The organism is Paenibacillus campi (genome assembly GCF_034659835.1).
GTDB lineage: Bacteria > Bacillota > Bacilli > Paenibacillales > Paenibacillaceae > Saccharibacillus > Saccharibacillus campi.
Window position 1 is genome coordinate 118572 of the sequence record NZ_JAXSQZ010000008.1, and the last position, 23469, is coordinate 142040.

Annotated in this window: 19 protein-coding genes; 12 read left to right on the top strand and 7 right to left on the bottom strand. The window is 47.0% G+C overall.

Translation table 11 applies throughout. The features are described 5' to 3' along the window. The first annotated feature begins 2 nt into the window (after positions 1-2). Positions 3-1043: a hypothetical protein gene (locus U1I11_RS17680; RefSeq protein ID WP_322907451.1), complete on the top strand. Its 1041-nt coding sequence runs from the start codon at positions 3-5 to the stop codon at positions 1041-1043. A gap of 309 nt (positions 1044-1352) precedes the next feature. Beyond that, complete coding sequence (locus U1I11_RS17685; protein ID WP_322907452.1) at positions 1353-2033, top strand: LysE/ArgO family amino acid transporter; 681 nt, start codon at positions 1353-1355, stop codon at positions 2031-2033. Between the two features lie 307 nt (positions 2034-2340). Here U1I11_RS17685 and U1I11_RS17690 read toward each other — a convergent pair whose 3' ends face one another. From U1I11_RS17690 to U1I11_RS17700, 3 genes are all read right to left on the bottom strand, one after another. Beyond that, the gene (locus U1I11_RS17690; protein WP_322907453.1) at positions 2341-3213 is read right to left on the bottom strand and encodes a sugar phosphate isomerase/epimerase family protein; all 873 of its coding nucleotides are present in this window, start codon (positions 3211-3213) and stop codon (positions 2341-2343) included. A 517-nt stretch (positions 3214-3730) separates the two neighbouring features. Then, the gene (locus U1I11_RS17695; RefSeq protein ID WP_322907454.1) at positions 3731-4588 is read right to left on the bottom strand and encodes a sugar phosphate isomerase/epimerase family protein; all 858 of its coding nucleotides are present in this window, start codon (positions 4586-4588) and stop codon (positions 3731-3733) included. Further along, the gene (locus U1I11_RS17700) at positions 4585-5646 is read right to left on the bottom strand and encodes a Gfo/Idh/MocA family protein (RefSeq protein ID WP_322907455.1); all 1062 of its coding nucleotides are present in this window, start codon (positions 5644-5646) and stop codon (positions 4585-4587) included. The genes U1I11_RS17695 and U1I11_RS17700 overlap by 4 nt, the downstream gene beginning before the upstream one ends. Positions 5647-6301: 655 nt before the next feature. Between U1I11_RS17700 and U1I11_RS17705 the strand changes: the two genes are divergently transcribed. The 3 genes from U1I11_RS17705 (at position 6302) to U1I11_RS17715 (ending at position 9295) form a co-directional block, all read left to right on the top strand. Further along, a complete protein-coding gene (locus U1I11_RS17705; RefSeq protein ID WP_322907456.1) occupies positions 6302-7174 on the top strand; it encodes an AraC family transcriptional regulator in 873 nt (290 codons plus the stop codon). 340 nt (positions 7175-7514) lie between these two features. Further along, on the top strand, positions 7515-7733 hold the full coding sequence (locus U1I11_RS17710) for a hypothetical protein (protein WP_322907457.1): 219 nt from the start codon (positions 7515-7517) through the stop codon (positions 7731-7733). Positions 7734-8065: 332 nt separating this feature from the next. Continuing rightward, complete coding sequence (locus U1I11_RS17715) at positions 8066-9295, top strand: RtcB family protein (RefSeq protein ID WP_322907458.1); 1230 nt, start codon at positions 8066-8068, stop codon at positions 9293-9295. Positions 9296-9357: 62 nt separating this feature from the next. Here the strand turns inward: U1I11_RS17715 and U1I11_RS17720 are convergent, their stop codons facing one another. Further along, the gene (locus U1I11_RS17720) at positions 9358-9504 is read right to left on the bottom strand and encodes a hypothetical protein (RefSeq protein WP_322907459.1); all 147 of its coding nucleotides are present in this window, start codon (positions 9502-9504) and stop codon (positions 9358-9360) included. Positions 9505-9789: 285 nt separating this feature from the next. On the opposite strand from U1I11_RS17720, the gene U1I11_RS17725 reads away from it, so the two are divergent. The 6 genes from U1I11_RS17725 to U1I11_RS17750 all read left to right on the top strand — a co-directional run bounded on the left by U1I11_RS17725 (position 9790) and on the right by U1I11_RS17750 (position 17464). Then, positions 9790-10728, top strand: coding sequence for an ABC transporter permease (locus U1I11_RS17725; protein ID WP_322907460.1), 939 nt, complete (start codon positions 9790-9792; stop codon positions 10726-10728). Further along, on the top strand, positions 10725-11870 hold the full coding sequence (locus U1I11_RS17730) for an ABC transporter permease (protein ID WP_322907461.1): 1146 nt from the start codon (positions 10725-10727) through the stop codon (positions 11868-11870). The genes U1I11_RS17725 and U1I11_RS17730 overlap by 4 nt, the downstream gene beginning before the upstream one ends. A gap of 19 nt (positions 11871-11889) precedes the next feature. Next, a complete protein-coding gene (locus tag U1I11_RS17735; RefSeq protein WP_322907462.1) occupies positions 11890-12921 on the top strand; it encodes an ATP-binding cassette domain-containing protein in 1032 nt (343 codons plus the stop codon). A gap of 13 nt (positions 12922-12934) precedes the next feature. Beyond that, the gene (locus U1I11_RS17740) at positions 12935-14032 is read left to right on the top strand and encodes an ABC transporter ATP-binding protein (RefSeq protein ID WP_322907463.1); all 1098 of its coding nucleotides are present in this window, start codon (positions 12935-12937) and stop codon (positions 14030-14032) included. 45 nt (positions 14033-14077) lie between these two features. Next, the gene (locus U1I11_RS17745; protein WP_322907464.1) at positions 14078-15715 is read left to right on the top strand and encodes a peptide ABC transporter substrate-binding protein; all 1638 of its coding nucleotides are present in this window, start codon (positions 14078-14080) and stop codon (positions 15713-15715) included. Positions 15716-16159: 444 nt separating this feature from the next. Further along, entirely contained in the window at positions 16160-17464 is a 1305-nt protein-coding gene (locus U1I11_RS17750) for an MFS transporter (RefSeq protein ID WP_322907465.1), read from the top strand. A gap of 566 nt (positions 17465-18030) precedes the next feature. Here the strand turns inward: U1I11_RS17750 and U1I11_RS17755 are convergent. The 3 genes from U1I11_RS17755 to U1I11_RS17765 all read right to left on the bottom strand — a co-directional run bounded on the left by U1I11_RS17755 (position 18031) and on the right by U1I11_RS17765 (position 21325). Then, a complete protein-coding gene (locus U1I11_RS17755) occupies positions 18031-18939 on the bottom strand; it encodes an SDR family oxidoreductase (protein ID WP_416235635.1) in 909 nt (302 codons plus the stop codon). Positions 18940-19046: 107 nt separating this feature from the next. Continuing rightward, entirely contained in the window at positions 19047-20156 is a 1110-nt protein-coding gene (gene uxuA / locus U1I11_RS17760; RefSeq protein ID WP_322907467.1) for a mannonate dehydratase, read from the bottom strand. A gap of 236 nt (positions 20157-20392) precedes the next feature. Further along, positions 20393-21325 carry a helix-turn-helix transcriptional regulator gene (locus U1I11_RS17765; RefSeq protein ID WP_322907468.1) on the bottom strand — a complete coding sequence of 311 codons (933 nt, stop codon included), beginning with the start codon at positions 21323-21325 and terminating at the stop codon, positions 20393-20395. 301 nt (positions 21326-21626) lie between these two features. On the opposite strand from U1I11_RS17765, the gene U1I11_RS17770 reads away from it, so the two are divergent. After that, positions 21627-23462: a motility associated factor glycosyltransferase family protein gene (locus U1I11_RS17770; protein ID WP_322907469.1), complete on the top strand. Its 1836-nt coding sequence runs from the start codon at positions 21627-21629 to the stop codon at positions 23460-23462. Positions 23463-23469: the final 7 nt, after the last annotated feature.

A 23469-nucleotide genomic window follows, 5' to 3' on the forward strand; every position in this document is an offset into this window, starting at 1 on the left:
CTATGGACATTGCCTCTCTATGGTGGCATTATATTTCCGGTGCTGCTCGCTACTTGCATAATACGATCGCTGCTCATACGAGTCATCGTGTTTTGCTTGTAGAGGAGCCACCCTACACGGAATCTTACTTCCAAATGTATGAGGAAGCATTGATGCAATCCGATAGTAGCTTATTGGTCGAAAAAAGTTTTGCAAATGATTGGATCACACAACATGAGATGAGCGCTGCCGTCATAGAACGATACGCACCGCATGTAGATTATCATCCAATGGATAGTTCAGAAGCTATGTTCATTGCCAAGAATAAGCTTTTGACAGGTAGAGTGCTTATTATACGCCAAATCGAAAAGAAAAAAGATTGGTTGGATTTTGCGGTTGAATACGCCAGACATTCTCCATTGTCTGGCGGCTTGATCATTTTGACATATCGAGGAGACGTTCCATTGAACTCTACTCGTAAAGGCATAGCTATATTCAAGTGGAAAGAATACATTTCCACTTACGATATGCAATTATTTGCTTCAAATTGTGTAGCTAATCAATCCACATTATCTGATGCAGAACGCCATTATATTACGCAAATTGCTTCGCGTCTTACAGGAGATGATCCAGAATTTTGCGAAGCACTCGCAACACGTGAGTTATTTGTTTATCCTCATGCTTTATGCCAGCGTTTGTCCGCCAGCAATGAAACTGCACAGAAATGGGTTGAAGCACCTGATCTTCTCGACTCTATTATTTGGGAGGCTCAAATCCAAGTTGTTTTTCCAATTATTGAAAGAATGAGAAAAAAATATATTGATATTTATTATAATAATTTGATTGCCATTCTTCCACAGATAGACGAATTTAGCAAAAAAATAAACGAACCAAAAGATATGGAATTACGTCATATGCATTATTATTTTTTTAAAACACAAGGTTTTCGAAATAAGGAAGATCAACAAACATTTGATCTATTATATAGGGCTCGAAATAGATTGGCACATTTAGATCGGCTCAGCTACGAAGATGTTTTGAGCATTTTAAAATTGGGTTCATAATATTTATTGTATATTATTACATTAAATGTAATAATGGCGTTCATTAGTAAGTTTATAAAATGAAGTTATCGTAAATATTCTCTTAGATATGGTAATTAAGTGGTTTTACAAATTTTATGAACGAAAAAGAATAACAATTGTTTGGAATGGGGGTTTAACTAACGTCGCTAGTAAAAGAGAAAGCGATGACGCGATATAGAAAGACATTATAAAAAGTTGGGTTCATGATTAGTTTGATAGGTAAGAGCGTTTTTATTGTAAAAGCTGTTTTTGATATAACGAACCGTACGCAACAAGGAGGGCTAGCATATGGCTGGTGTAATGATGCATGCCTTAGTGCTAGCGTTAGGGCTGATCCTGCCGCTCGGTGTGCAAAATGTGTTTATTTTTCAGCAAGGAATCGTTCAACGCAGGTGGCGAGCGGTATTGCCTGTTGTCATTACGGCTGGATTATGCGATACATTGCTCATTAGCGTTGCAGTTGGTGGGGTGTCGGTGCTTGTGCTGGGGCTGCCCGCTGTAAAGCTGGTGTTGATGGGAGCGGGAGTCGTATTTTTGTTATATATGGGCACTGTGACGTGGAAAAGTGCGACTGTACGAGCGTCTGCTGAAGCGGTAATTGAGCATAAGCAAAATGATGGAGCAGAACATGCAGCCACCGCCCGCATGCCGATGAATGCTAAACGGCAAATTGGCTTTACTTTGTCGGTGTCACTGCTTAATCCACATGCTTTGCTTGATACGATTGGGGTGATCGGTACGAGTTCATTGCGTTATGAAGCGGCAGAGCGATGGGCATTTACTTGTACGTGTATCGTCGTCTCCTGGTTATGGTTCACCATGTTGGCTGCTGCGGGGATGACGATCGGTCGCTTGGACACGACAGGGCGCTGGCTCCGCTGGTTGAATCGCAGCTCTGCGGTGTTGATTTGGGGCATTGCCTTGTATTTATTAGTCGGGTTGTATGGTGAAATTCGGCTTTGGCTGTAAGAGTGGTCGAGAGTAGGAACAGTAGGACATTTTCAACCGCTTATAGTTATACTCGCCATTTTATCGGTCGAAACAATTACGTTTTAAATGAAATGAGCTGTATGTATAGCGTAGTCTGATGTAAACAAACGGTATCAAGCAGTCTATTAAGCAGTTCATTATCGTTTATTTGCTTAGACAATGCTGTACGTCGTGCTCATTTTACGTCAAATGTCACAGATTCGACCGCTGAAATGACACGATAATATTTTATTCATTGTTTTGGATTCGCCAATTTGGAATTCGTCAATGTTGAACTGCAATATAGCTATTGACCAGCGCTTTTAAAATGACGAATAAACTCTACCGCTTGCCGAATATCGTGTTCAGGCTGCTTGCCAACTTCGCGCTCAATCGTTAAATAGCCGGTGTAGCCAATCTGCTGTAATGCGGCAAAATAAGCGGGGAAATCGACCGATCCTTCACCGAGTGCAACTTCGCGAAAGCCGATACTGCCGTCTTCAAAGGCGGCAATTTGCGCATGGCTCAGATCGCCGTACACATCATACGGATTCACTGCGGCTGTACGAATACCGTCTTTGACATGGGTATGCACGATATAGTCGCGCAGTGTGTGCACACCTTGCACTGGATCATCACCGGTGACCATGACCATATTGGCGGGATCAAAATTAACAGCAACCCCTTTGTTATCGAGCGAATCGAGAAAAATTTTTAGCCGTTCCGCCGGTTCGGGCCCAGTCTCGATTGCAAAATAACCGCCCAGGTTGGAGGCAAAAGAGGCGAGTTCATTGCATGCTTTTTGCATAATCGCATATTCAGGATCACTCGGCTGCTCCGGTATGATGCCGATATGAGTCGTCACAATCGGGCTGCCCAGTTCTAGCGCTAGCGTCATAATTTGTTTGGACTGTTCGATTTTGCGAGCATTATCCATTTCTTGGCGAAAACCGTGCCCGCCAAAATCCGCACACAGTGCAGACACTTCCAAACCAAGTTCCTGTATAAACGTTTTCAATGTACGCCGCTGTTCGCGGTTGAGATTGTCGGGCTGCATCATCCCTTCGGTTGCCCAAATTTGCACACCGTCTGCGCCAACGTCGCGCGCTTTGCGCAAATTTCCCCAAATATCGAGCTTGAATGCATCGGCAATCACGCCGATTTTGCCAAGTGTTGTCATGATGTCGCATCCTTTCGGGAGTGTAGTGATGATGGATTGCTAGTAGGCTGACCGTTTTAAATATATCGTTTAAAAAGGTGTAGATTACTGCTACAAATAAGGACATATAGTGGATTCAAAGCCAATATTGAAAGCAGTCAAGGTGCTAGTAGCTTGTATCAAATGAAAATTGCGTTTAAACTTCCCTAAATCGATTCAGCACCAAGCGATTGTTGGATCGACAAACTGTAAATGTATTTAAGACAAGCTACTAGTTTGTGTCGACATGTACAGTACGGATGTGCTCCGCTTTTTTGATGAGCCAAAGCTGCCCGTACATCGACAGGTTTACATGAACACTGGTACGCCAAGCATTGTGATTGGATCGTTACAGCCGCTGCAAACCTTTTGGATCGATGGATATCATCAAGCTAGCGCAGACCGTATTTGAAGCTGCAACGGTATGAGCAAAGATCGTATTGTAATTTAACTATTATAATTTCATTGGCATCATTCGAACTGCCGTGTACATGACCAATTACACCGCATCCCAGATGCGCCGCACATTGTCCAATCCGATCGCTGCTCCGCTTAGGCAATCTTCCATGCCTTCAAACTCCACTGAAATATAACCATCATAGCCGGACGATTTGATCAGGCGTAATATTTCCCATATGTCCAGATCGCCATGACCGATAACCGCGCCGCGCAAATACATACCGCTTGTGCTCGTAAACCAGCCTGTACCCGGATTGCGATGGGCAGGACGGATATAAAAATCCTTAATATGCACCATAGAGGCGAACGGCAGATTTTTGGATACCGCTGCCAGTGGTTGCTCATCTGCGCAGACGAAGTTGCCCACATCGAGTGTCGTTTTGTAATTGGGACGATTCACCGCCTCGATTAGCATCTGTACCCGATCGGCATGCTGAATGAAATAGCCGTGATTTTCCACACTAGTTGTGATGCCATAGCTTGCCGCATAATCGGCAATACGCCGACAAGCGGTCGCTAGTACGTCCAAGTGACGGTTAAAATTCGCAATCGACACATCTGGGCACGAAGCGACATCATGCCGCATCAGCTTTACGCCTAGCTTGGCGGCAATGTCGACTTCGCCCAGTACGCGCTGAATTTCCTGCTCAATCTGTTGCGGATTATGCTGTAGAAAATCGGCTCCGATCGCATAATTGGACAGTTCGATCCCGCGCTGTTTGGCATGCTCCACCAGTTGCTCCAGCAGCTCCGGTTGTTCGGTCAAACTGTAGCTGAGCGGTACGATCTCCACATGCTCGGCGCCATGTTCTACCGCATAGTCGATCACATCCAGCACGGTCATTGCGCCGGAAACAAGCTTGCTGTGCAGGCTATAAGTGCTTAGTCCAAGCTTCACAAAATTACCTCCCGGCGCAATCGTGCCGATTCATAAATGCCGGTTAACATGCGCATCATTTGCACACCGTCTTCAACCGGGCTAATCGGCTGGCTACCTGTACGTACACATTCGATAAAATGACCGATCTCGTTTGCAAATGCGGTCGCAAACTGAAAGTTTGGTTGATCGACCTGTGGTTGGATGTTAAGTACAGTGTTATATTTTTCGGTTGTGATCGATAGCGTCGGATCGATTTCAAAACCGCCTTTGCTGCCGTATAGTTTGATCATGCCTTCATTTTCACGGGCATGCAGGCTAAAGCTAACATCGACGAGTAAGGAGGCACCGTTTTTGAAGCGGATCATGACGTTTGCCATGTCTTCGACGTCATTTTTGGTCGCATCGTAATCGGCTGCTTTGTAATGGGATAAATGTTGGATATGTGCGCGGTTGCCCAGTTCATAATACGTATTGCCGCTGACGGACAACGGGTCCGGTCTGCCCATCAAATACCAGCATAGATCGATCACATGTACACCGATATCGATTAGCGGCCCACCGCCAGAGCGCTCGATATCACTAAACCAGCCGCCTGGATTGCCAAAACGGCGAATATAGGACGCTTTGGCATAATAAATATCGCCAAAATCGCCCTGATCGCTAAAATGTTTGAGTAATTGCGCATTGTTATCATAACGGCGCACAAAGCCGACCATCAGCAACTTGCCTGTTTCGCGCACAGCGGCGGCAATTTGCTCCGCTTCCGCCATCGTGCGGCACAGCGGCTTTTCGACCAGTACATGTTTGCCGGCGCGCAGTGCGGCGATGCTAATCTCGGCATGTGTATTGTTCCATGTACAAATGCTGACCGCATCGATCTCCGGGTCAGCCAGCAACTCGTGATAGTCGCTATAGGCGCGTGCATGTCCATAGCTAGCGGCTACCGTCTGGGCGCGCTCCACATTTTGATCGCATACACCGCGAATCGTTACGCCTTCATGTCTTGCATACGGACCAAGATGAAATTCCGAAATGCTGCCAGTGCCGATTACACCAATGCCAATCGTTTTGTTCATCGTATATCCTCTCCTGTTCTGGTGGGCTGAATATGTAACTGGGTGATTACCCGGATTATATAATCGTTTACCCGCAATAGGCATGAATGGACGTGCGGTTTATTTGTACAATTGTGCTATTTTGGCAGTGATTTTTGACGATGAGAGTGTATCGTATTCGTAAATCCGGTATAGTAAAAGAAAGCTGGCGTTTCTGCTGCACAGTAGTGATTTGGCATAATGTTGGAGGGCACAAGCTATTGGTTAGTATCGCTGTCCACTCGATAGCTTAGTCGGCTAGCACTCTGACCGTTTTAAATATATAGTTTAAAACGGTATAGATTACTGCTACAAATAAGGACATATAGTGGATTCAAAGCCAATATTGAAAGCAGTCAAGCTACTAGTAGGCTGTCTCAAATGAAAATTTTGTTTAAACGTCCCTAAATCGATTCAGTACCAAGCCATTGTTAGATCGACAAACTGTAAATGTATTTGATACAAACTACTAGTTTCAATCAGAATTGGGTTTGAATGTAGTTAAGAGGCAAGCTACTAGGTCAGCTATGTGCACGTACACTGAACTATTCGTGCAGACATGATTGTGGTACAGGATAAATGAAAACGGGACGGATTTTCATCTCGCACCGAAAGGTATGGAATAGGAGGAATAGCGATGAATTGGCCGGTTGATTTGCAGGAAGCGATGAGTATGCCTGACCCTTCGTTTCCGATCAAAGTTAACTTTTGCAGTTCGCGTGAGTATGGGCAGGTGTTGTTTCCGCATCATTGGCATCGGCATATAGAGTTTCTGTATGTGGAGAGTGGGGAGGCGATTATCGAATGCAATGCTAAGCCGATTCATGTGCGCAGCGGCGATCTGATCGTGCTGAACAGCAATGATCTGCATCAAGGCATCAGCCTATCGAATCAGCTCGTCTATTATGCGCTGATCGCTGATTTGCAGTCATTGCAAAGCCCGTTACAGGATGCGGTAGAGAAGCGCTTTATTACGCCGATGACGCAAAATCGATTGTTGTTTTGTAGCCATATTGAAGGCGATGCTGAGCTGCAACACTGTATGGAAAATATTATCACTGAGTTTCGAGATCGCCGGATCGGACATGAATTGGCGGTGAAATCGCTAATGTATCGGCTGCTCGCTTTGCTTGTGCGCGGTTATGTGGCAGATTTGTCGGATTGGCGGCATACGGAAAATCGGATGCGTAATGTGGAGCGATTTACGCCGATTTTGCAATATATTGAGCAGCATTATGCCGAGGAGATGACGATCGAACAACTTGCCGAGTTGGCAGGATTGAGCCGGTTTCATTTTAGTCGTCTGTTTCGGGAGCTGACCGGACGCACGGTAACGGAATATGTAAATCAGGTACGTATTAATCGCGCGGAATATTTGCTGTTAAATACAAGTATGACCGTGTCGGAAGTGGCGATGGCAGCAGGGTATAACGATATTTCGTATTTTAGCCGTACTTTTAAAAAGTATCGGAATATTGCTCCTTCGGAGGCGAGGGTGGAGCGTAGCTGAGTTGGCGCTAAGATCGATTTGTCCATATTCATCATACATACAATACGTCTACCAGCGACTTAATAGCGGGTAATGTTGCTGCTTAATAGCAGGATGAGTTAGGAATTGGTTACGTATAGCAAGCAGGCGAAATGATAATAAGAAGCGAATGAGCGCCTTGTATGTATTTGTATAGCATTTGTATAATTGTGCTCTGAGCAGGTCGCTAGCTAGAGTTGAAATGCGGCGTTAGCCGACGATAAGCGCAGCTACGGCAGTGTTTTACAGAGCGCTAGCATACCGGTGTTAAAAATGACGATAAACAGGCATATAGTTGAATAGCTGAAAGGAATGGAACGATATGTTAAATGGATTAATCTGGGTCGGATTGGCAGCGCTGGCGGGAGCTGTGCTGTTGAGCAGTTCGTGGCTAGGTGGCGGTTATGTGAGTGAGGCAGATGAAGCGGTTGCGCAAGAGCGGCTTACCCGCAAAAAACAGCGTATGCGCTGGGCGATGCGTTGTCTAATGCTGTCGCTCGTTATGTTTGCATTTGCCTTGATTGTGTATAATTTGCGATAGAAGCAGAAGCAGAAGCAGAAGCAGAAGCAGAAGCAGAAGCAGAAGCAGAAGCAGAAGCAGAAGCAGAAGCAGAAGCAGAAGCAGAAGCAGAAGCAGAAGCAGAAGCAGAAGCAGAAGCAGAAGCAGAAGTTGCCCAATATGGCTCAGATTAGACTGCATTAGCCCATATATATTGTAGTTGACAGTGCTTGGAAAGCCAGTATATGATGTCATGTTTACTGATTCCCGTTTCTGTCCGTATCGTAGCATGCTGTAAGCACGGCTGCGTAAGTTCGCCCATAGAGTAAAAAGCTCGGCAATCAATTAATACTAACAGAAGGAGGAACAAGGCGATGGCTTTTCAAGTAATTGAAGGTGTAAAAGTGTGGGGGGAGCCGGACGCTGGTGCCGTCAGTCAGGCGATCACTTGTTCACAGCATGGCAATGTGGTGCAGGCGCTGTTGATGGCAGATCATCACAAAGGGTACAGCCAACCGATCGGTGGTGTGGTCGCTTACAGCGGGCAAATTTCGCCATCCGGTGTCGGTTATGATATCGGTTGTGGCAATAAGGCGGTACGTACGAATTTGCTCGCGTCAGATGTAATGCCGCATATTGCCGATATGATGGATCAGATTGCGAGTACGATCGCATTTGGTGTAGGACGTGGCAATCGGTATAGGGTCGATCATGAGCTGTTTGATGACCCGGACTGGAACGTATACAAGCAGGTAGCCGGGGAAAAAGGGCATAATGAGCTGAAGCAGCTTGCCCGCCAACAGCTTGGTACGGTGGGCAGTGGCAACCATTATGTCGATCTGTTTGTCGAGCCTACTACAGATCGGCTCTGGATTGGAAATCATTTTGGCAGTCGTGGTTTTGGACATAAGACGGCGAGCGGCTTTCTGAATTTGGCAGCAGGTCGTGAATTTGGTGGCAAAGCACCAGGCGAGCATATGGATCAGCCGCCGGTGCTGCTGAATTTGGACGATGAGCTAGGCGAACTGTACTACCGCGCGATGAAGCTGGCAGGGCGTTACGCTTATGCCGGACGGGATACGGTCATTGACGAAGTGCTGAAAATGATCGGTGGCGAGGCGGATTTGGCGGTGCATAATCATCATAATTTTGCCTGGAAGGAGCAGCATAACGGGCAGGAGACGATCGTTGTACGCAAAGGGGCAACACCGTCTGCACCTGGACAGCTTGGCTTTATCGGCGGCAGTATGGCGGATATTTCGGTCATTGTACGCGGTAAAGACAGTGCGGAAAATACTGAATCCTTTTACAGCACTGTACATGGAGCCGGGCGGGTGATGAGCCGTACCCAAGCAGCAGGCAAAATGAACTGGAAAACGCGTACCCGTGCTGGCGGACAAATTACGCGCGAACAGATGCGGCAGGCAATCGCTGAATTTGGCGTTGAGCTGCGCGGTGCGGATACGGATGAAAGCCCATTTGTGTATCGCCATCTGCAAACGGTGCTGGATGCGCATCATGACACATTGGATGTGCTGCATGTGCTGCGTCCGATCGGCGTCTGCATGGCAGGGGCGGATGAGTTTGATCCGTATAAAGATTGAGTGGGCAGATAGCTCGCATGCGATAAATACAGTTTACCGCTTTCCTAACAGATCACAATGAATCAAATTGGAACGGCATACATTTGCGTCCAGATCGTTGGCAAATGCCTTAACGAAAAGACGAATAAAGCAAAAGACCGCGCGGATATCCGGCGGTCTTTTGGTGCTACCGGTATCGTCGATAGCGGATAGCTGATCCGTATATCCATCCATCTCCCCCTCTGTATAGCCACAATATAGCATGCGTTTCGTCCGCTAAACATACCAAAAAACTATCGCTCCACTATGATCGATAATCAATATGGCAAATACAGCAACATGATTGAATATGAAAACAAATGCAATAAAAGGAATAATAGGGATTTTTGTGCGTTTTGTTATGATATCGATATTATCTATTAGACGTTATTGGATAATTTCGCTAATCTAATCTATACATTCATTAATTTAATAAACCCGATAGGAATTATAAGTTTTAGAGAAAGGGAATGTGTATGTTCAATTATGTGATAAAACGATTGCTGATCGCCTGTTGCACATTGCTCGTCATTTTGTTTATGTTGTTCGCCATGATGGAATGGATGCCAGGTACACCGTTTAATGACGATAAATTAACTGCCCAGCAGTTGGCACAATTGAATAGTGCCTACGGATTGGATCAACCGGTACCGCTTAAATTTGCGCATTATGTTGCGCATGTGCTGCAAGGCGATCTTGGTGTATCGTATGTCATTCAGAAAAATATGCCGATCGTCAGCCTCATTCAAGAACGATTGCTGATCTCCGTTCAAATTGGATTGCAGGCGATTGTGCTCGGTGTGATCGTCGGCTTTGGACTAGGGATGCTCTCGGCGCTGCGCCATTCGACGATGTGGGATACGATTTGTTCGCTTATCTCCATGTTAGGCGCGAGTATTCCATCGTATGTGTTTGCACTTGGCATGATGTACTTTTTTGCCTTTAAATTAGGCTGGTTCCCGGTATTGTTCTCGCAGCGGATGCAGGATGCGTCCACGATTTTGCCGAGTATCGCCTTGGCGCTACTGCCGATCGCCAAAGTAGCACGATTTACGCGTAACGAAATGATCGAAGCGCTGCAATCGGATTATGTCCAGCTTGCACAAGCGAAAGGGATCAATAGCTTTGGCATTATCGTATTCCATGTGCTGCGCAATACACTTATTCCATTATTGACTGTAATCGCGCCGATGGTAGTGGGCATGATGATGGGCAGTATGGTCATTGAAAATATTTTCGCCATACCAGGCATCGGTAATCTGTTTATTACTTCTATTCAAGTCAATGACTATAATGTTGCGATTTCGATTGCCTTAATCTACAGTGTGCTGTTTATCGGGATGATGCTGCTGGTCGATGTGTTATATGGCTGGATTGATCCACGTATCCGGCTGGTGGGAGGAGAAAAAGGATGAAAAAAGGCATTGAAATGTACGCCCATTATGCTGAGCTGGAAAATAGCAAAGCGCGCTTTTCCGATCATGCCGTCAACGATGATTCCACTGTACATACGGATCAAAAAGCGCTGGCAGCGAGCATAGGTGAAGCGGAACAGGCAGCGGGACAGATTGCTGCTGCCGACCCGTTTGCGCTGGCGCATCGTCCAGTTGCAGTCGATACGGTCAACGAACAAGACGATCACATTCGTTATGAAAGCATCCGCCGTGTCGTGCACAGCACAAGCGGACTGCTCGGCACAATCATCTTAACGCTAATCGTTCTGTTTGCGCTGCTCGGCCCGCTTGTGAGCGATTATGCACCGAATACGGTAAATATGAATATGCAAAATTTGCCGCCACGCTTGCCGATGGTAGAGCGACTCGGCTTTTGGAACGGGGAAACGCGCGGTGAGCATGTTTATGTGGAACGGGGGGTACAGCAGGTATATCACTATTTTGGCACCGATACGTTAGGACGGGATTTGTGGACACGAGTAGCTACCGGCACGCGCATTTCGCTGTTTGTCGCTATGGTGGCGGTTTGTATCGATATTGTGATCGGCATTACATATGGGATGATCTCCGGTTATTTTGGTGGGCGAGTCGATCTGATTATGCAGCGAATGATCGAAGTGATCGCTAGTATTCCGAGTCTGGTCGTAATTACGCTATTTATGATTATTTTGAAGCCAGGGTTAATGACGATCATTATCGCATTGATGATCACCAACTGGATCGGCATGAGCCGGATTGTACGTGCACAAGTGCTGCGGTTGAAACGACAGGATTATGTGCTGGCGGCACGCACGCTGGGCGCTTCGGATATCGGCATTTTGCTGCGTGAGATTTTGCCAAATCTATACGGTACGATCATCATGATGGCGATGATGTCGATTCCGGAAGCGATCTTTATCGAATCGTTTCTGTCTTTTATCGGGTTAGGCATTCCTGAACCGACCGCTTCGCTTGGTACGCTGATTAGTACCGGTTTTAAATCGATGATGATTCATCCGTATATGGTGGCGATTCCGGTCGTTGTGTTTGCATCGTTGATGATCAGTTTTAATCTGCTGTCTGACAGTTTGCGTGATGCGCTGGATTCCAAATTGAAACTATAAAGCAATGGAGGCGAGCAGCATGATGATTACAGATTCGGATCGACTATCGATTCGGCAACCAGACATCATCGTAGCAGACGATGTACCGCCCCTGTTATCGGTCAGCGGGTTAAAGCATTCCTTTCGTTCAGGCGGACATCATGTGCAGGCGATTAATGGTATTCATCTGCATATTCATCAAGGCGAAACATACAGTCTGGTCGGTGAATCCGGCAGTGGAAAGTCAACGATCGGGCGTTGTTTGATGCGCATTTACGATCCGGACGAAGGGGACATTATACTGGACGGTAACGAGATTAGCGGCAAACTGACCCGTGAACGCAAGCGATATATTGCCAGTCGGATGCAGATGATTTTCCAGGACCCGCTTGCCAGCTTGAATCCGAAAAAAAGGGTGCTGGACATTATCGCACAAGGTTTGGATATTCACCGTACGTATCGTTCGGCGGCGGAGCGGCAGCAGCGCGTATATGAAATGATGGAGCAGGTCGGTCTGGCACGCAGTGCTGCCGATCGCTATCCACATCAGTTTTCCGGTGGTCAGCGGCAACGGATCGGTATTGCGCGTGCGCTCATTATGAACCCGAAGCTGCTCATTGCAGATGAAGCGATTAGCGCACTGGATGTGTCGATTCAAGCGCAGATCGTCAATCTGTTACAACAATTGCAACAGGAGCTACATACGGCATATTTGTTTATCGCTCATGATTTGGCGATGGTCAAACATGTATCCAATCGGATCGGTGTGCTGCATCACGGTTATCTAGTTGAAACGGGAACGGTCGATGATATTTTCGAGCATGCCGTACATCCGTATACACGCTCCCTGCTATCCGCTATTCCATTGCCCGATCCGGTGCTGGGAAAAAATCGGCACAGTTTTCACTATGAAGCACCGGCGCAACGGTATGCGGATGCCGTGGAGCATCATCTGGGCGGACAGCATACCGTGCTGGCAACACCGGCTCAGTTAAAACAGTGGCTGGCTACGATGACTGTAACAGCAGCAGCAAACGAGCGGAATCGATATGGTGGAGACAGCGTTACATAAGGAGGGGACAGCAATGGATCAGCAGATGTCTGTTCAACCGCAACTAGCGTTAGTGGTCGATCAGCTTGCGGTCAGTTTCCACACTTCACGCGGTTTGTTACGCGCGGTGCGTGGGGTGAGTTTTGAGCTACATCGCGGTAGTACGCTGGCGATTGTCGGTGAATCCGGCAGTGGCAAGTCGGCAACGGTCAGAACGATTATGGGACTGATCGATGCGCAGCAGCAAATCGACAGTGGGCATATTTATTTTCACGATCACGAGGGCGATGCTGGACAAGCGCTTGATTTACTTACATTAAGCAAGAAACAACGCATTTCCGACATTAATGGGCAAAAGATTGCGATGATTTTTCAGGACCCGATGAGTGCGCTCAATCCGACGATGAGCATCGGACGCCAAATTGTGGAGGCGATTCGCCAACATCAGCGCTTAGGGCGCAAACAAAGCCGTGAACAGGCGATCGTTTTGCTGGAAGAAGTGGGCATTCGGGAAGCACGTCATTGTTATAAGCAGTATCCGCATCAGCTGTCCGGCGGCATGCGGCAACGGGTCGTCATTGCGATTGCACTTGCCTGCAAGCCGCAAATTCTAATTTGCGATGAACCGACGACTGCGCTTGATGTGACGATGCAAGCACGCATTTTGGAATTGATCACCGCTATTCAGCGTAAGCACAAATTGTCTATTCTTTATATTACGCATGATTTTGGCGTGGTGGCACGGGTGGCGGATCACGTGGCGGTAATGTATGCCGGACAACTGGTGGAAAAGGGGACAGTGGAAGATATATTTTATCGCCCATTGCATCCGTATACATGTGCGCTGTTATCGTGCGTACCGGATGCCAGCGTATCGTCACAACAATTGTATTCGATACCTGGCATACCGCCTGATTTGGTGCAGCCGATTCAGGGCGATGCGTTTGCTCCGCGCAATGAATATGCGTTACAGATCGATTTTGCGCAGCAACCGCCGGAATATCGGATTAGCGCTACGCATACGGTATGTTCATGGCTATTGCACGAGCAAGCACCGACGCTCGCTATGAACCCAATCCTAAGCGAACGGTTACGACAAATTGAAGCGCGTACTGCTGACCAGTTGGCGTAAGTTTGATAAGCACGACTATACTTTACAAGAACGGGAGACGGAATAATGAGCAAACAACGAACCGCATTGCTGTTCATACTAATTTTATTGACAGGTGTGCTAAGCGCTTGTGGCAGCGGCTCGCCACGTTCGGATGCTGCAACTTCCGCTGACGTTGGTAATCAGGATTTAATTATCGCCAATACCGCCGACGTATCCACACTCGATTCCAGTCTAGCCACATCGGCAGAAGATTTAGCAATTATCGATAAGCTGGGTGAAGGATTATACCGTCCGAGTGAGACAGGCGTGGAATTGGCTGCTGCTAGCGCTGTAAAAGTTAGCGCTGATCAGAAGACGTACACATTTACGATTCGCGATGAAAAGTGGTCAGATGGTTCACCGGTAACGGCACATGATTTTGAATATGCGTGGAAACGACTGGCGAATCCGGCAACAAAGGCGGAATATTCCTACATGTTGTTCGTAGCAGGGGTCAAAAATGCCGAAAATGTACTTTATCACGGTGCAGCTCTAGATACGCTCGGCGTGAAAGCAACGGATGATAAAACGCTAGTTGTGCAGTTGGATCGGGTAGTGCCGTATTTTGACTCTTTGATCGCCGGTACTTATTTTGCGCCGATTAACGAGCAGTTTGCTGTTGCGCAAGGGGATCAATATGGTCTGTCCAAACAAAATGTGCTGTCTAATGGCCCTTTTGTAATCTCCAACTGGACGGTCGGCGGCGACTCAGTCGTATTAACCAAAAACAGTCATTATTGGGATCAAGAGCATATTAATGTGCATTCATTGACCTACAAAACGGTCAAAGATTCCCAATCTGGCATACTTGCCTATCAATCGCAGCAACTGGATTATGTGGAGATTAACGGTGATGAAGGGGCAGCGTATAAAGATGCTCAAGATTATCATACCCGTTCGGCACGTATGCTGTATTATTTTCAGCCTAATTTAAAAGTGAAAGCATTGAACAATGTAAATTTGCGACTGGCGCTCGCACTTGCGTATGATAAAAATGCGATCGTTAACCGTATTTTGAAAGACGGCTCGGTGCCTGCGAATTTCTTGATCGTTAATTCACTCGCTTCCGGTGTAAAAGGGGAAACGTTCCGTGATGCTGCCAAAGCGACGTATTTGGAGCCGGACAAAGCCAAAGCGGTCGCCTATTTCAACAAAGCGAAAAGCGAGCTAAAACAAGACAAATTCACGTTTGAGCTGCTGTATGATGATAATGATACAACGAAGCAGATCGCTCAATTTTACCAATCTGAAATTCAAACTACATTGCCTGGGATTACGATCAATCTGAAATCCCAACCGAAGAAAAATCGAGTAGCCCTGGCAAGTAAAGGGGATTTCCAAATTATGATTACCCGCTGGGGCGCGGACTATGATGATCCTTCGACTTATTTCGATCTGTTCACCGAGCGTTCCGGCTATAATTACGGACATTGGGTCAATCCGCAATACAATCAGCTTGTCAAAGGCGCGTCCGAACAATGGATCGCTTCGCCGCAAAAACGGCTGGATGCTTACATTAAAGCAGAGCAAGTATTGCTCGATGACGCCGCTATTTTCCCTATTTATCAGGCTGGACGTTCGTATTTGCTGCAGCCGCGCGTCCATGTGGCGTTTAGCCCGGAAGGGTGGGCATTGTGGAGAACGGCAACGATTAGCAATTGACGCATCGGTAAGTGCAAACAAGTAGCAATCGTGATGTTTTGTCGGTACATTGGTTGTAGTCAACCAGGGGCGTTCGGTCGCTTGGTGGATCAAGTGGCGCGATTTGGCGGCATATTGGGTTATGACTAAGCTTCATAAACATATAAAAAGCATCTGTCTATAGGGCGGATGCTTTTATATGTTGTATGCAGAATTATACGTATAAAAGTAATTAAATTCGCAATAAAGTTATTTTTGTATAGCTAAATATTGTTTGGCAAGCTAGAATAAATTAGTAGGTTATTCTATTTTTTGTTGGGAAAGGGTATACAAGATTTAAATATCGTGTGATACTTAAAATCATTAAGTGAAAGAAAGAAATCACGGCGTGTTGAGCAGATTACAACACCATAGACTTGCCTAATCGACTGGACGGGTTTCGTTTATTTTAAATCGCGGAAAGGGATGAACATTTTGATCAAAAAATCGTTTTACATGTTATGGGGAACGCAAACGGTGTCCAATATCGCGGATATTGTCTACCAGCTTAGCTTGATCACACTCGTGTTTACAACGAGCGGCTCGCTGGTGACGACGATCTTTATTCCGCTGCTGCGTTTGTTGTCCAAAACGGTCAGCGGGCTAGTCGCGCCTGTAGTGATGGCGCGTTATCCGCTCACTGCTATTTTGTTCGGTTCACAGCTTGGGCAATTTGTGCTGTTTACCGGGTTGATCGGTTATTTATGGATGACGCCATCGCCATCGTTTCCGCTCATATTTGTGATCGTGTTTGGGATGTCGTTTTTGGATGGCTGGACTGATCCGGCGCGCAATGCGCTCATTCCGCGACTGGCGAACGATAAAGGACTCATTAAAGCAAACGGTCTGATGTCGGTGAGCGATCAGGTGGTGCGCTGCTCTGGCTGGGCGCTCGGTGGTATTATCGTGGCGGTTATCGGTGCGTTGCCGACGATGTGGATCGCTTCGGCGAGTTATTTTGTGGCGATGTTTTTTACCGCTTTTATTCGTGATCCGTATGCACGTGCCGGGCTTGCTGTAGCGACTGAAGCGGAAGCTGCTGTTGACACTACGAATGAGTCAGCTGCCAAATCGTCTTATCGTGCGCAATTGTCCAGCGGCTGGAAGGCATTGCTGTCCAATCGTCGTGTGCGTTTGCTGGCGATTGTCGATAATATCGATACATTGGGTGGGGCGGCATGGATTGGAGCTTTTGTGCTCGCGTTTGTTATTCAGGTGCTGCATCAAGATGTGCGCTGGCTTGGTTTTATGAATGCCGGCTTTTTTATCGGTTCGATTGTTGGCGGTTTGCTGATGGTTACGATCGGTCAAAAATTATGGAAAAACGCGTACGGCTATATGCTGATGAGCTTGATGGTGTATGTGGCGATCGTCATTGTATTTGCGCTGAACGTCCAGCCGCTGCCAGCGCTAATTTTGCTTATGTTGACCGGTTTGCCTGTACAGGTAGCAGGCGTCATTCGTTCGACTTTAATTCAGCAAAATTTAACCCCGGCTGAAGCGCCGAGCGTCATGTCAGCACTAAGTGCGCTAAGCAATCTGACATTTGCGGTAGCGATGCTGTTCCTAAGCTGGTTTGCCGACCGCTTCGGGATGCGGGATATGTATTTGCTGGCAGGACTGTTGACGACGGTAGCGGTAGTGGTAGGGATTGTGTATCGCTCGGTGTTCCGCCAAGAGCTGGCAGTGGAGTATGAAGCGGAGGAGCTGACGGTAGCGAACAAAGCGTAAACGGATGACGATTTGAATGGAAATCGTAAACGCAATCGCTGTATGGAACCGGATCAACCGCATACTTGGAAATGATACGGTATAGTTCGGTTGCCATAACCAATTACAGGCAGGCACGTCTATGCGCATTTGTTTTAAATTTTAGAGTACGATAGGTTTCGTTATTAGTATGTTGTAAAAGAGGTAGATTTGGAGAAGCTTTGCTAAAGTAGAGCTGTATGTTTGGCAAAAATCTGCGCTTATTTTAGTTTATGTAAAACGACAGATCGCTCTATGATTCATCTGACTATCTGAAAATCGACTTTATAAAAAAGCCTTCCAGCACGCATCGGAAACGGTTTTCCCGCACAGACGATCAAGGTTGTGCGCTTACAGACAATTGTATTGCCTGTATCAGGGAAAGACGATTCAGTAGCTGGAAGGCTGTTTACGTTTACTGGCATTGAGCATGTACGTTAACTCGTATGCAGGGAAATACTGCTCTTTGCTGCGCAAAGATCGTAAAGGCAATAAAGACAAAGCTTGCCCTCTGCGCAGCATGTACACTCGCTTAATGCACGGTATTTTTATACGCCTGAATACGCCATAAATCCGCCATCAACCGGTACGGTAATGCCGGTTACAAATCCCGACGTATCCGCATCACATAGCCATAACAATGTGCCGAGCAGGTCGTTTGGCACACCGAAACGGCGCATGGGGGTGTGGGCGATAATTTTTTGTGAACGTTCGGTCAATGAGCCGTCTTCATGTTTGAGCAGCCGTCGATTTTGCTCGGTTAGGAAAAAGCCCGGTGCGATCGCATTCACGCGAATGCCGGTCTCGGCAAAATGCACAGCCAGCCACTGCGTGAAATTGTTAATCGCCGCTTTGGCTGCCGAGTAGGCGGGCACTTTGGTCATCGGATTATACGCGCTCATCGACGAGATGTTAATCACATTGACGCCAGGACGACCGATCATATGGCGGGTGAACACCTGTGTCGGAATGAGCGTGCCGATCATATTCAGATCAAGCACCTGACGAAAGCCATCGATCCCGATATCGTAAAACGTTTGCATATGCTCTACATTCAAATCTTGCTCACTAAATGTCTCGCCTGTCGTATTGGCATCCGGGCGATTGCCGCCTGCGCCATTAATCAAAATGTCGCACCGCCCAAGCTGCTCGGTGACCGCTGTCTCGGCAACGATCACGCTGTCTTCTTTTGTCACATCACAGGCGAAAGCGATCGCTTCGCCACCTTGTGCCCGAATATCCGCGACGACGGCTTCGCCTTTTTCCAGCGTCCGGTTCAAAATGGCAACCCGGCAGCCTTGCCGCGCCAGCTCTAGCGCCATCGCACGACATAACACACCAGCACCGCCGGTAATGACGACGACTTTGCCGCGCAATGAATCATGCAGCGGCAGTGGCGTAGCCTCCGTCTCGGCAGGCGGTTGTTCGCCTTCCACATGACGGATCACCTCACGCAGCGTCTGGTCAACGAGCTTGTTGCCGGTCGTTGGCTCTGCTGGGGAAGAAGGAGGGGCGGCATCGGAAGCTGTCGTTTGCGCTTGTGCAGTCGTTTGCTTCTGTTCGCTCATCGCGTTTCCTCCTCACCTGCACGCTGTGCGGATGGCAGCGGCTTCGTGTTAGCGAGTGCATGAGCGTCCCATAACCCCCATAAATACATAATGCCGAGCGCGCGGTCGTACAGCCCGTAACCCGGACGGCATTGCTCATCCCACAGATGACGTCCATGATCCGGACGACAGTAGCCAGTAAAGCCTTGTTCGTAATACGCTTCCACAATGCCGGCGATATCGACGCTGCCATCTTCTGTGCGGTGCGATGTTTCCTGAAAGTCGCCGTTTGGCTCTACTTTGACATTACGAATATGTGTAAATGGAATCCGATCCGCAAACTCATGAATCATGCCGACAATATCGTTGTCCGGGTTAGCGCCAAGCGAGCCGCTGCATAGCGTAATACCATGCGCCGGGCTATCCGACAAACTAAGGAAACGACGAATATTGTCCTGACTGCGAATAATACGTGGCAAGCCAAAAATCGACCACGGCGGATCATCCGGGTGAATCGCCATTTGAATGCCATGCGCTTCAGCGACCGGGATAATCTCAGCGAGGAAATAGTGCACATTACGCCATAAATCTTCCTCGGTAAAGCCTTGATATGCTTCAAACAGCTCGGTCAAATGCGCCAATCGCTCCGGCTCCCAGCCCGGCATCGTTAACGCCGAATTGGACTGAATTTGCATCACCAGTTCGAACGGGTCGATATTGTCGATCCGGCTATTTTCATAAAATAACGAGTTGGAACCGTCAGGCAGTGGATGATGCAAATCGGTGCGCAGCCAATCAAAGATCGGCATAAAATTATAGCAGATCACCTTGACTCCAGCTTCACCTAGATGTTCAATCGTCTGCTTGTAGTTGGCGATATAACGGTCGCGCGACGGCAGACCGAGCTTAATGTCTTCGTGAATGTTGACGCTTTCGACCACTTCGATATGTAATCCGTGACGCTGGGCGAGCGTTTGCAGCTCCCGTATGCGTTCGCGCGGCCATACTTCACCTGCCGGAATATCATGTAATGCCCATACGATGCCTTCCACACCTGGAATCTGCCGAATCTGATCCAGAGTGACCGTATCATTTTGCTCACCAAACCAGCGAAATACCATACGCATAAAGCGATCATCCTCCATGTTGGAATCGGTAATGGTGCCTAGATTGCCATGACAATAAACCGTTATCCGAAACAAAAAAACCGGGCAATTATGCCATGTCTGCCCGGCTGCATGCGATATAAGATGTAACCGTTAGCCAATATCGGACAGCCGCTCAGACGATAGTGCATATGACGTTTTCGGTTGCGCTGCTCCTGCTCCCAAAACCGGTCTGCCGTATAGGCTGCTCACCTTCATTACACACCTGTTTCAAGCGGCTGACTCATATGCAACTGTGTTTTGCGGTAATGACTTGGGGAAATGCCTGACCAACGTTTAAATTGACGGCTGAAATGTGCAATATCCCGGTAGCCGAGCGTCGTCGCAATATCCTGAATCGACATATGCGGGTCAGCAAGCAATAGCTTGGATTTGTGCAAAACGAGATTGGATAAATAGCTGCGCGGTGAAATCGCAAATACCTGATGAAAAATCCGGTTGCAATGCGATGGGCTAATGCCTAGCTCAGCGGCGATATCATCGATGCCATAATGCGATTCCGGGCGATCTTCTTCGGTCAAATTGCGACTGACGATCGCTTGCAGTCTGGCGGCAATCTGGTGCGCCAGCTCCATATGCGCATATGTCGACGGAGACGCTTGCGCCGCTTCGTTCAGCAAAATTTCCCACAACACGCTAAACAGCTCAAACGATGCTGCCTGCAAACGAATACGGCGGGTAATCATATGTTGTCCGCCATGTTCTGCCGCCTGCACGAGCTTCATAATGCACGGTTCGATCTGCCGGGCAGCAAGGCTATTTTTACGGAAAATCAATTGATTCGTCCGCTCTAGCAAGGACAGAAATACGCGATCATTCATTTCAAAATGAATGCACACATAGACCAGTGTTTGCTCGCTAATGCTGCGACTCATGTGATTGACCCCTGGAGGCAAAATGACAAGATCGCCAGCTTGTTGCACATAGCTGTAATCACCGATCTTCATTTGCTGTGTCCCCTGAAGCACATAATTGATCTCATACTGATGATGCGCATGGCTCGGACATTCCCAGTCGCGGCTTACCTCGCGCATATGAATCCCTAACAGATTGACCGATGTCTGTACATCCGGGCATACGGTTTCCGATACACTGAGACCCCATTCCGGAGAAATAAAGGAAGTGGACATAGATAACCTCCAATCTCACATTTATAGTTGCGTGAAATTCGACTGCAACATACTGGATCAGTCCAAACAGCGTGACGAAGATGAATGAAGATGGATAAGGGTAATTTTGCTGGCACCATTAACTTCAGCATACATGGATACGAGCAAAAATGAAAGGGTTTTCACAGAGGTGGAAAAAAATAAAAAAATAACGCTAAAAAAGTTTGGGATTTTTCCGATTAATAGTAGTAAGGATTAACATATACTTATAATCCAATTATATAGAAGCTATTTTTTGAAATGATTAGAGAGGGAGGCTGCGATGAAAGAGTGGACGAATGAGCACATAATAAAAACGAACTTTCCGCATTTACAAAGCTTGCTGGAAGGGAGAAGAACGAAGCAAGCAGACATGATTTCTATACAACATGTCCAGATCGAGCAATCTAGCAATTTGTATGTCCATTATGGCAACCTGGAAGCCACCATACATAATGAAGTACCGCTGCAAGAAGCATCTGAGCTATTTATGCAATTGAATAATGCATCGATCGATCATATGATCTTTTTCGGCATTGGATTGGGGCATCATATTTTGCAATTTCAGCGGCAATTTCCGCATATCCCCTTTTCGGTGTATGAGCCGAATGTAGTTGTTTTTGAGCATTTTGTGGAGCTGGCTGTACTGGATGAATGGCATATGGATCATTGGCGCAATTTGTTTGTAGGCGGTACGGAGCAGGAATTGTCCGCACAGTTGAAAGGATTTGTTGATCGTACACCAGGTACGGTTTCCAGTTGTGCGTTACCGGCGTATACGTATTTGTTTGAGCAAGAGTATCAACTATTTAACGCTATCCTTTCCAATACGCTAAAAGGTAAGCAGGGCAATTTGCAAATTAGTAATAAATTCAGCGTGTACTGGCTTAGCAATAGCCTGCGTAATTTTCAGCATGTATTAAATACGCCGAATATTTTGCAAAAACAGCCGCATTTCCACAATCAACCTGTTATTATCGTGTCAGCAGGACCTTCGTTGAACGAAGAAATTGAGCAGCTAAAATTGATTAAGCAGGAACGGTCGGCATATATTTTGGCTGTAGGCTCTGCGTTATCAACAATGATTCATCACGGTGTATATCCGGATGCGATATGCAGTTATGATCCTAATCCAGGCAACGGCGTTGTCGTTAAGCAGGTGATGGAGCAACAAATCAAACATATTCCACTTATTTTTGGTTCATCGGTAGGTGGGATTGATTTGGAGAATTATCCGGGACCAAAGTGGCATATGATCACGAGTCAGGACACGATCGCATCGTACTTTTTGCCAGCCTCGCAAACCGGATTACCTGTCGTTCATGACGCATCTTCAATTGCGATTGTTACGTTGCAGCTGCTTTGTATGATGGGAGCAGGCTCGATCATTCTAGTCGGTCAAAACTTTGCTTATAAAGGTGCGCTGCGGTATGCGAGTGGAATCGATCATATCGATCCGGTTCGTTATTTTGAAGGAGCGCCGGTTGTGCAGACGCTTGGTGTGCATGGAGAGATGGTAGAGAGCAATCCCGCTTTTCTTAATATGAAAAAAGAAATGGAAGTTTACATTCGTTTGTTCGGCAAAGCCCGGATTTTTAACACTACACAGGGCGGCGCTCATATTGAAGGAACTATATTCAAAGCATTACAAGATATACGAGCCAATGATCTACAACCGAATACGATTGATGCTGAGTGGCTGTTGCAAACTGAAACGAATGTGTCTATGACTATTTTGCCGGAGCGAATGCAAGAGCTGCAAGTCGAGCGTCAAAAGCTAAATAAGTCGGTTGAGGAATTACAGCATATTTTTAAGGATATGCACTGGTATGCGAGCCATGAGCAGCAGGAGCCGTTACAGCAATTGTTTGTTATTTTTGATCGTGCATTTGATCGCTGGCTCGGTAACCTGTATTCCAAGTTATTACTCATTCCCGCCAGTCGAGCACAATATGAACTTTTATATAGCCAGGTTGAAAATGTGTTAAAAGAGCGTAATCCGGTGCGCAAAGCTGGATTGATCATGCATTATTATGCACATTTTCTAAACCATGCGGGACAGGTCGAGCAACAAATACAACCGATATATAACGAGATGATAACAACGCTACATAGCTAAACCATAA

What these genes read in the sequence shown, in the direction of transcription:
- U1I11_RS17680 (WP_322907451.1), top strand. Translation starts at nt 3, where the DNA reads ATGGACATTGCCTCTCTATGGTGGCATTATATTTCCGGTGCTGCTCGC.
- U1I11_RS17685 (WP_322907452.1), top strand. Translation starts at nt 1,353, where the DNA reads ATGGCTGGTGTAATGATGCATGCCTTAGTGCTAGCGTTAGGGCTGATC.
- U1I11_RS17690 (WP_322907453.1), bottom strand. Translation starts at nt 3,213, where the DNA reads ATGACAACACTTGGCAAAATCGGCGTGATTGCCGATGCATTCAAGCTC.
- U1I11_RS17700 (WP_322907455.1), bottom strand. Translation starts at nt 5,646, where the DNA reads ATGAACAAAACGATTGGCATTGGTGTAATCGGCACTGGCAGCATTTCG.
- U1I11_RS17705 (WP_322907456.1), top strand. Translation starts at nt 6,302, where the DNA reads ATGAATTGGCCGGTTGATTTGCAGGAAGCGATGAGTATGCCTGACCCT.
- U1I11_RS17710 (WP_322907457.1), top strand. Translation starts at nt 7,515, where the DNA reads ATGTTAAATGGATTAATCTGGGTCGGATTGGCAGCGCTGGCGGGAGCT.
- U1I11_RS17715 (WP_322907458.1), top strand. Translation starts at nt 8,066, where the DNA reads ATGGCTTTTCAAGTAATTGAAGGTGTAAAAGTGTGGGGGGAGCCGGAC.
- U1I11_RS17720 (WP_322907459.1), bottom strand. Translation starts at nt 9,504, where the DNA reads ATGGATATACGGATCAGCTATCCGCTATCGACGATACCGGTAGCACCA.
- U1I11_RS17725 (WP_322907460.1), top strand. Translation starts at nt 9,790, where the DNA reads ATGTTCAATTATGTGATAAAACGATTGCTGATCGCCTGTTGCACATTG.
- U1I11_RS17730 (WP_322907461.1), top strand. Translation starts at nt 10,725, where the DNA reads ATGAAAAAAGGCATTGAAATGTACGCCCATTATGCTGAGCTGGAAAAT.
- U1I11_RS17735 (WP_322907462.1), top strand. Translation starts at nt 11,890, where the DNA reads ATGATGATTACAGATTCGGATCGACTATCGATTCGGCAACCAGACATC.
- U1I11_RS17740 (WP_322907463.1), top strand. Translation starts at nt 12,935, where the DNA reads ATGGATCAGCAGATGTCTGTTCAACCGCAACTAGCGTTAGTGGTCGAT.
- U1I11_RS17745 (WP_322907464.1), top strand. Translation starts at nt 14,078, where the DNA reads ATGAGCAAACAACGAACCGCATTGCTGTTCATACTAATTTTATTGACA.
- U1I11_RS17750 (WP_322907465.1), top strand. Translation starts at nt 16,160, where the DNA reads ATGAACATTTTGATCAAAAAATCGTTTTACATGTTATGGGGAACGCAA.
- uxuA (WP_322907467.1), bottom strand. Translation starts at nt 20,156, where the DNA reads ATGCGTATGGTATTTCGCTGGTTTGGTGAGCAAAATGATACGGTCACT.
- U1I11_RS17765 (WP_322907468.1), bottom strand. Translation starts at nt 21,325, where the DNA reads ATGTCCACTTCCTTTATTTCTCCGGAATGGGGTCTCAGTGTATCGGAA.
- U1I11_RS17770 (WP_322907469.1), top strand. Translation starts at nt 21,627, where the DNA reads ATGAAAGAGTGGACGAATGAGCACATAATAAAAACGAACTTTCCGCAT.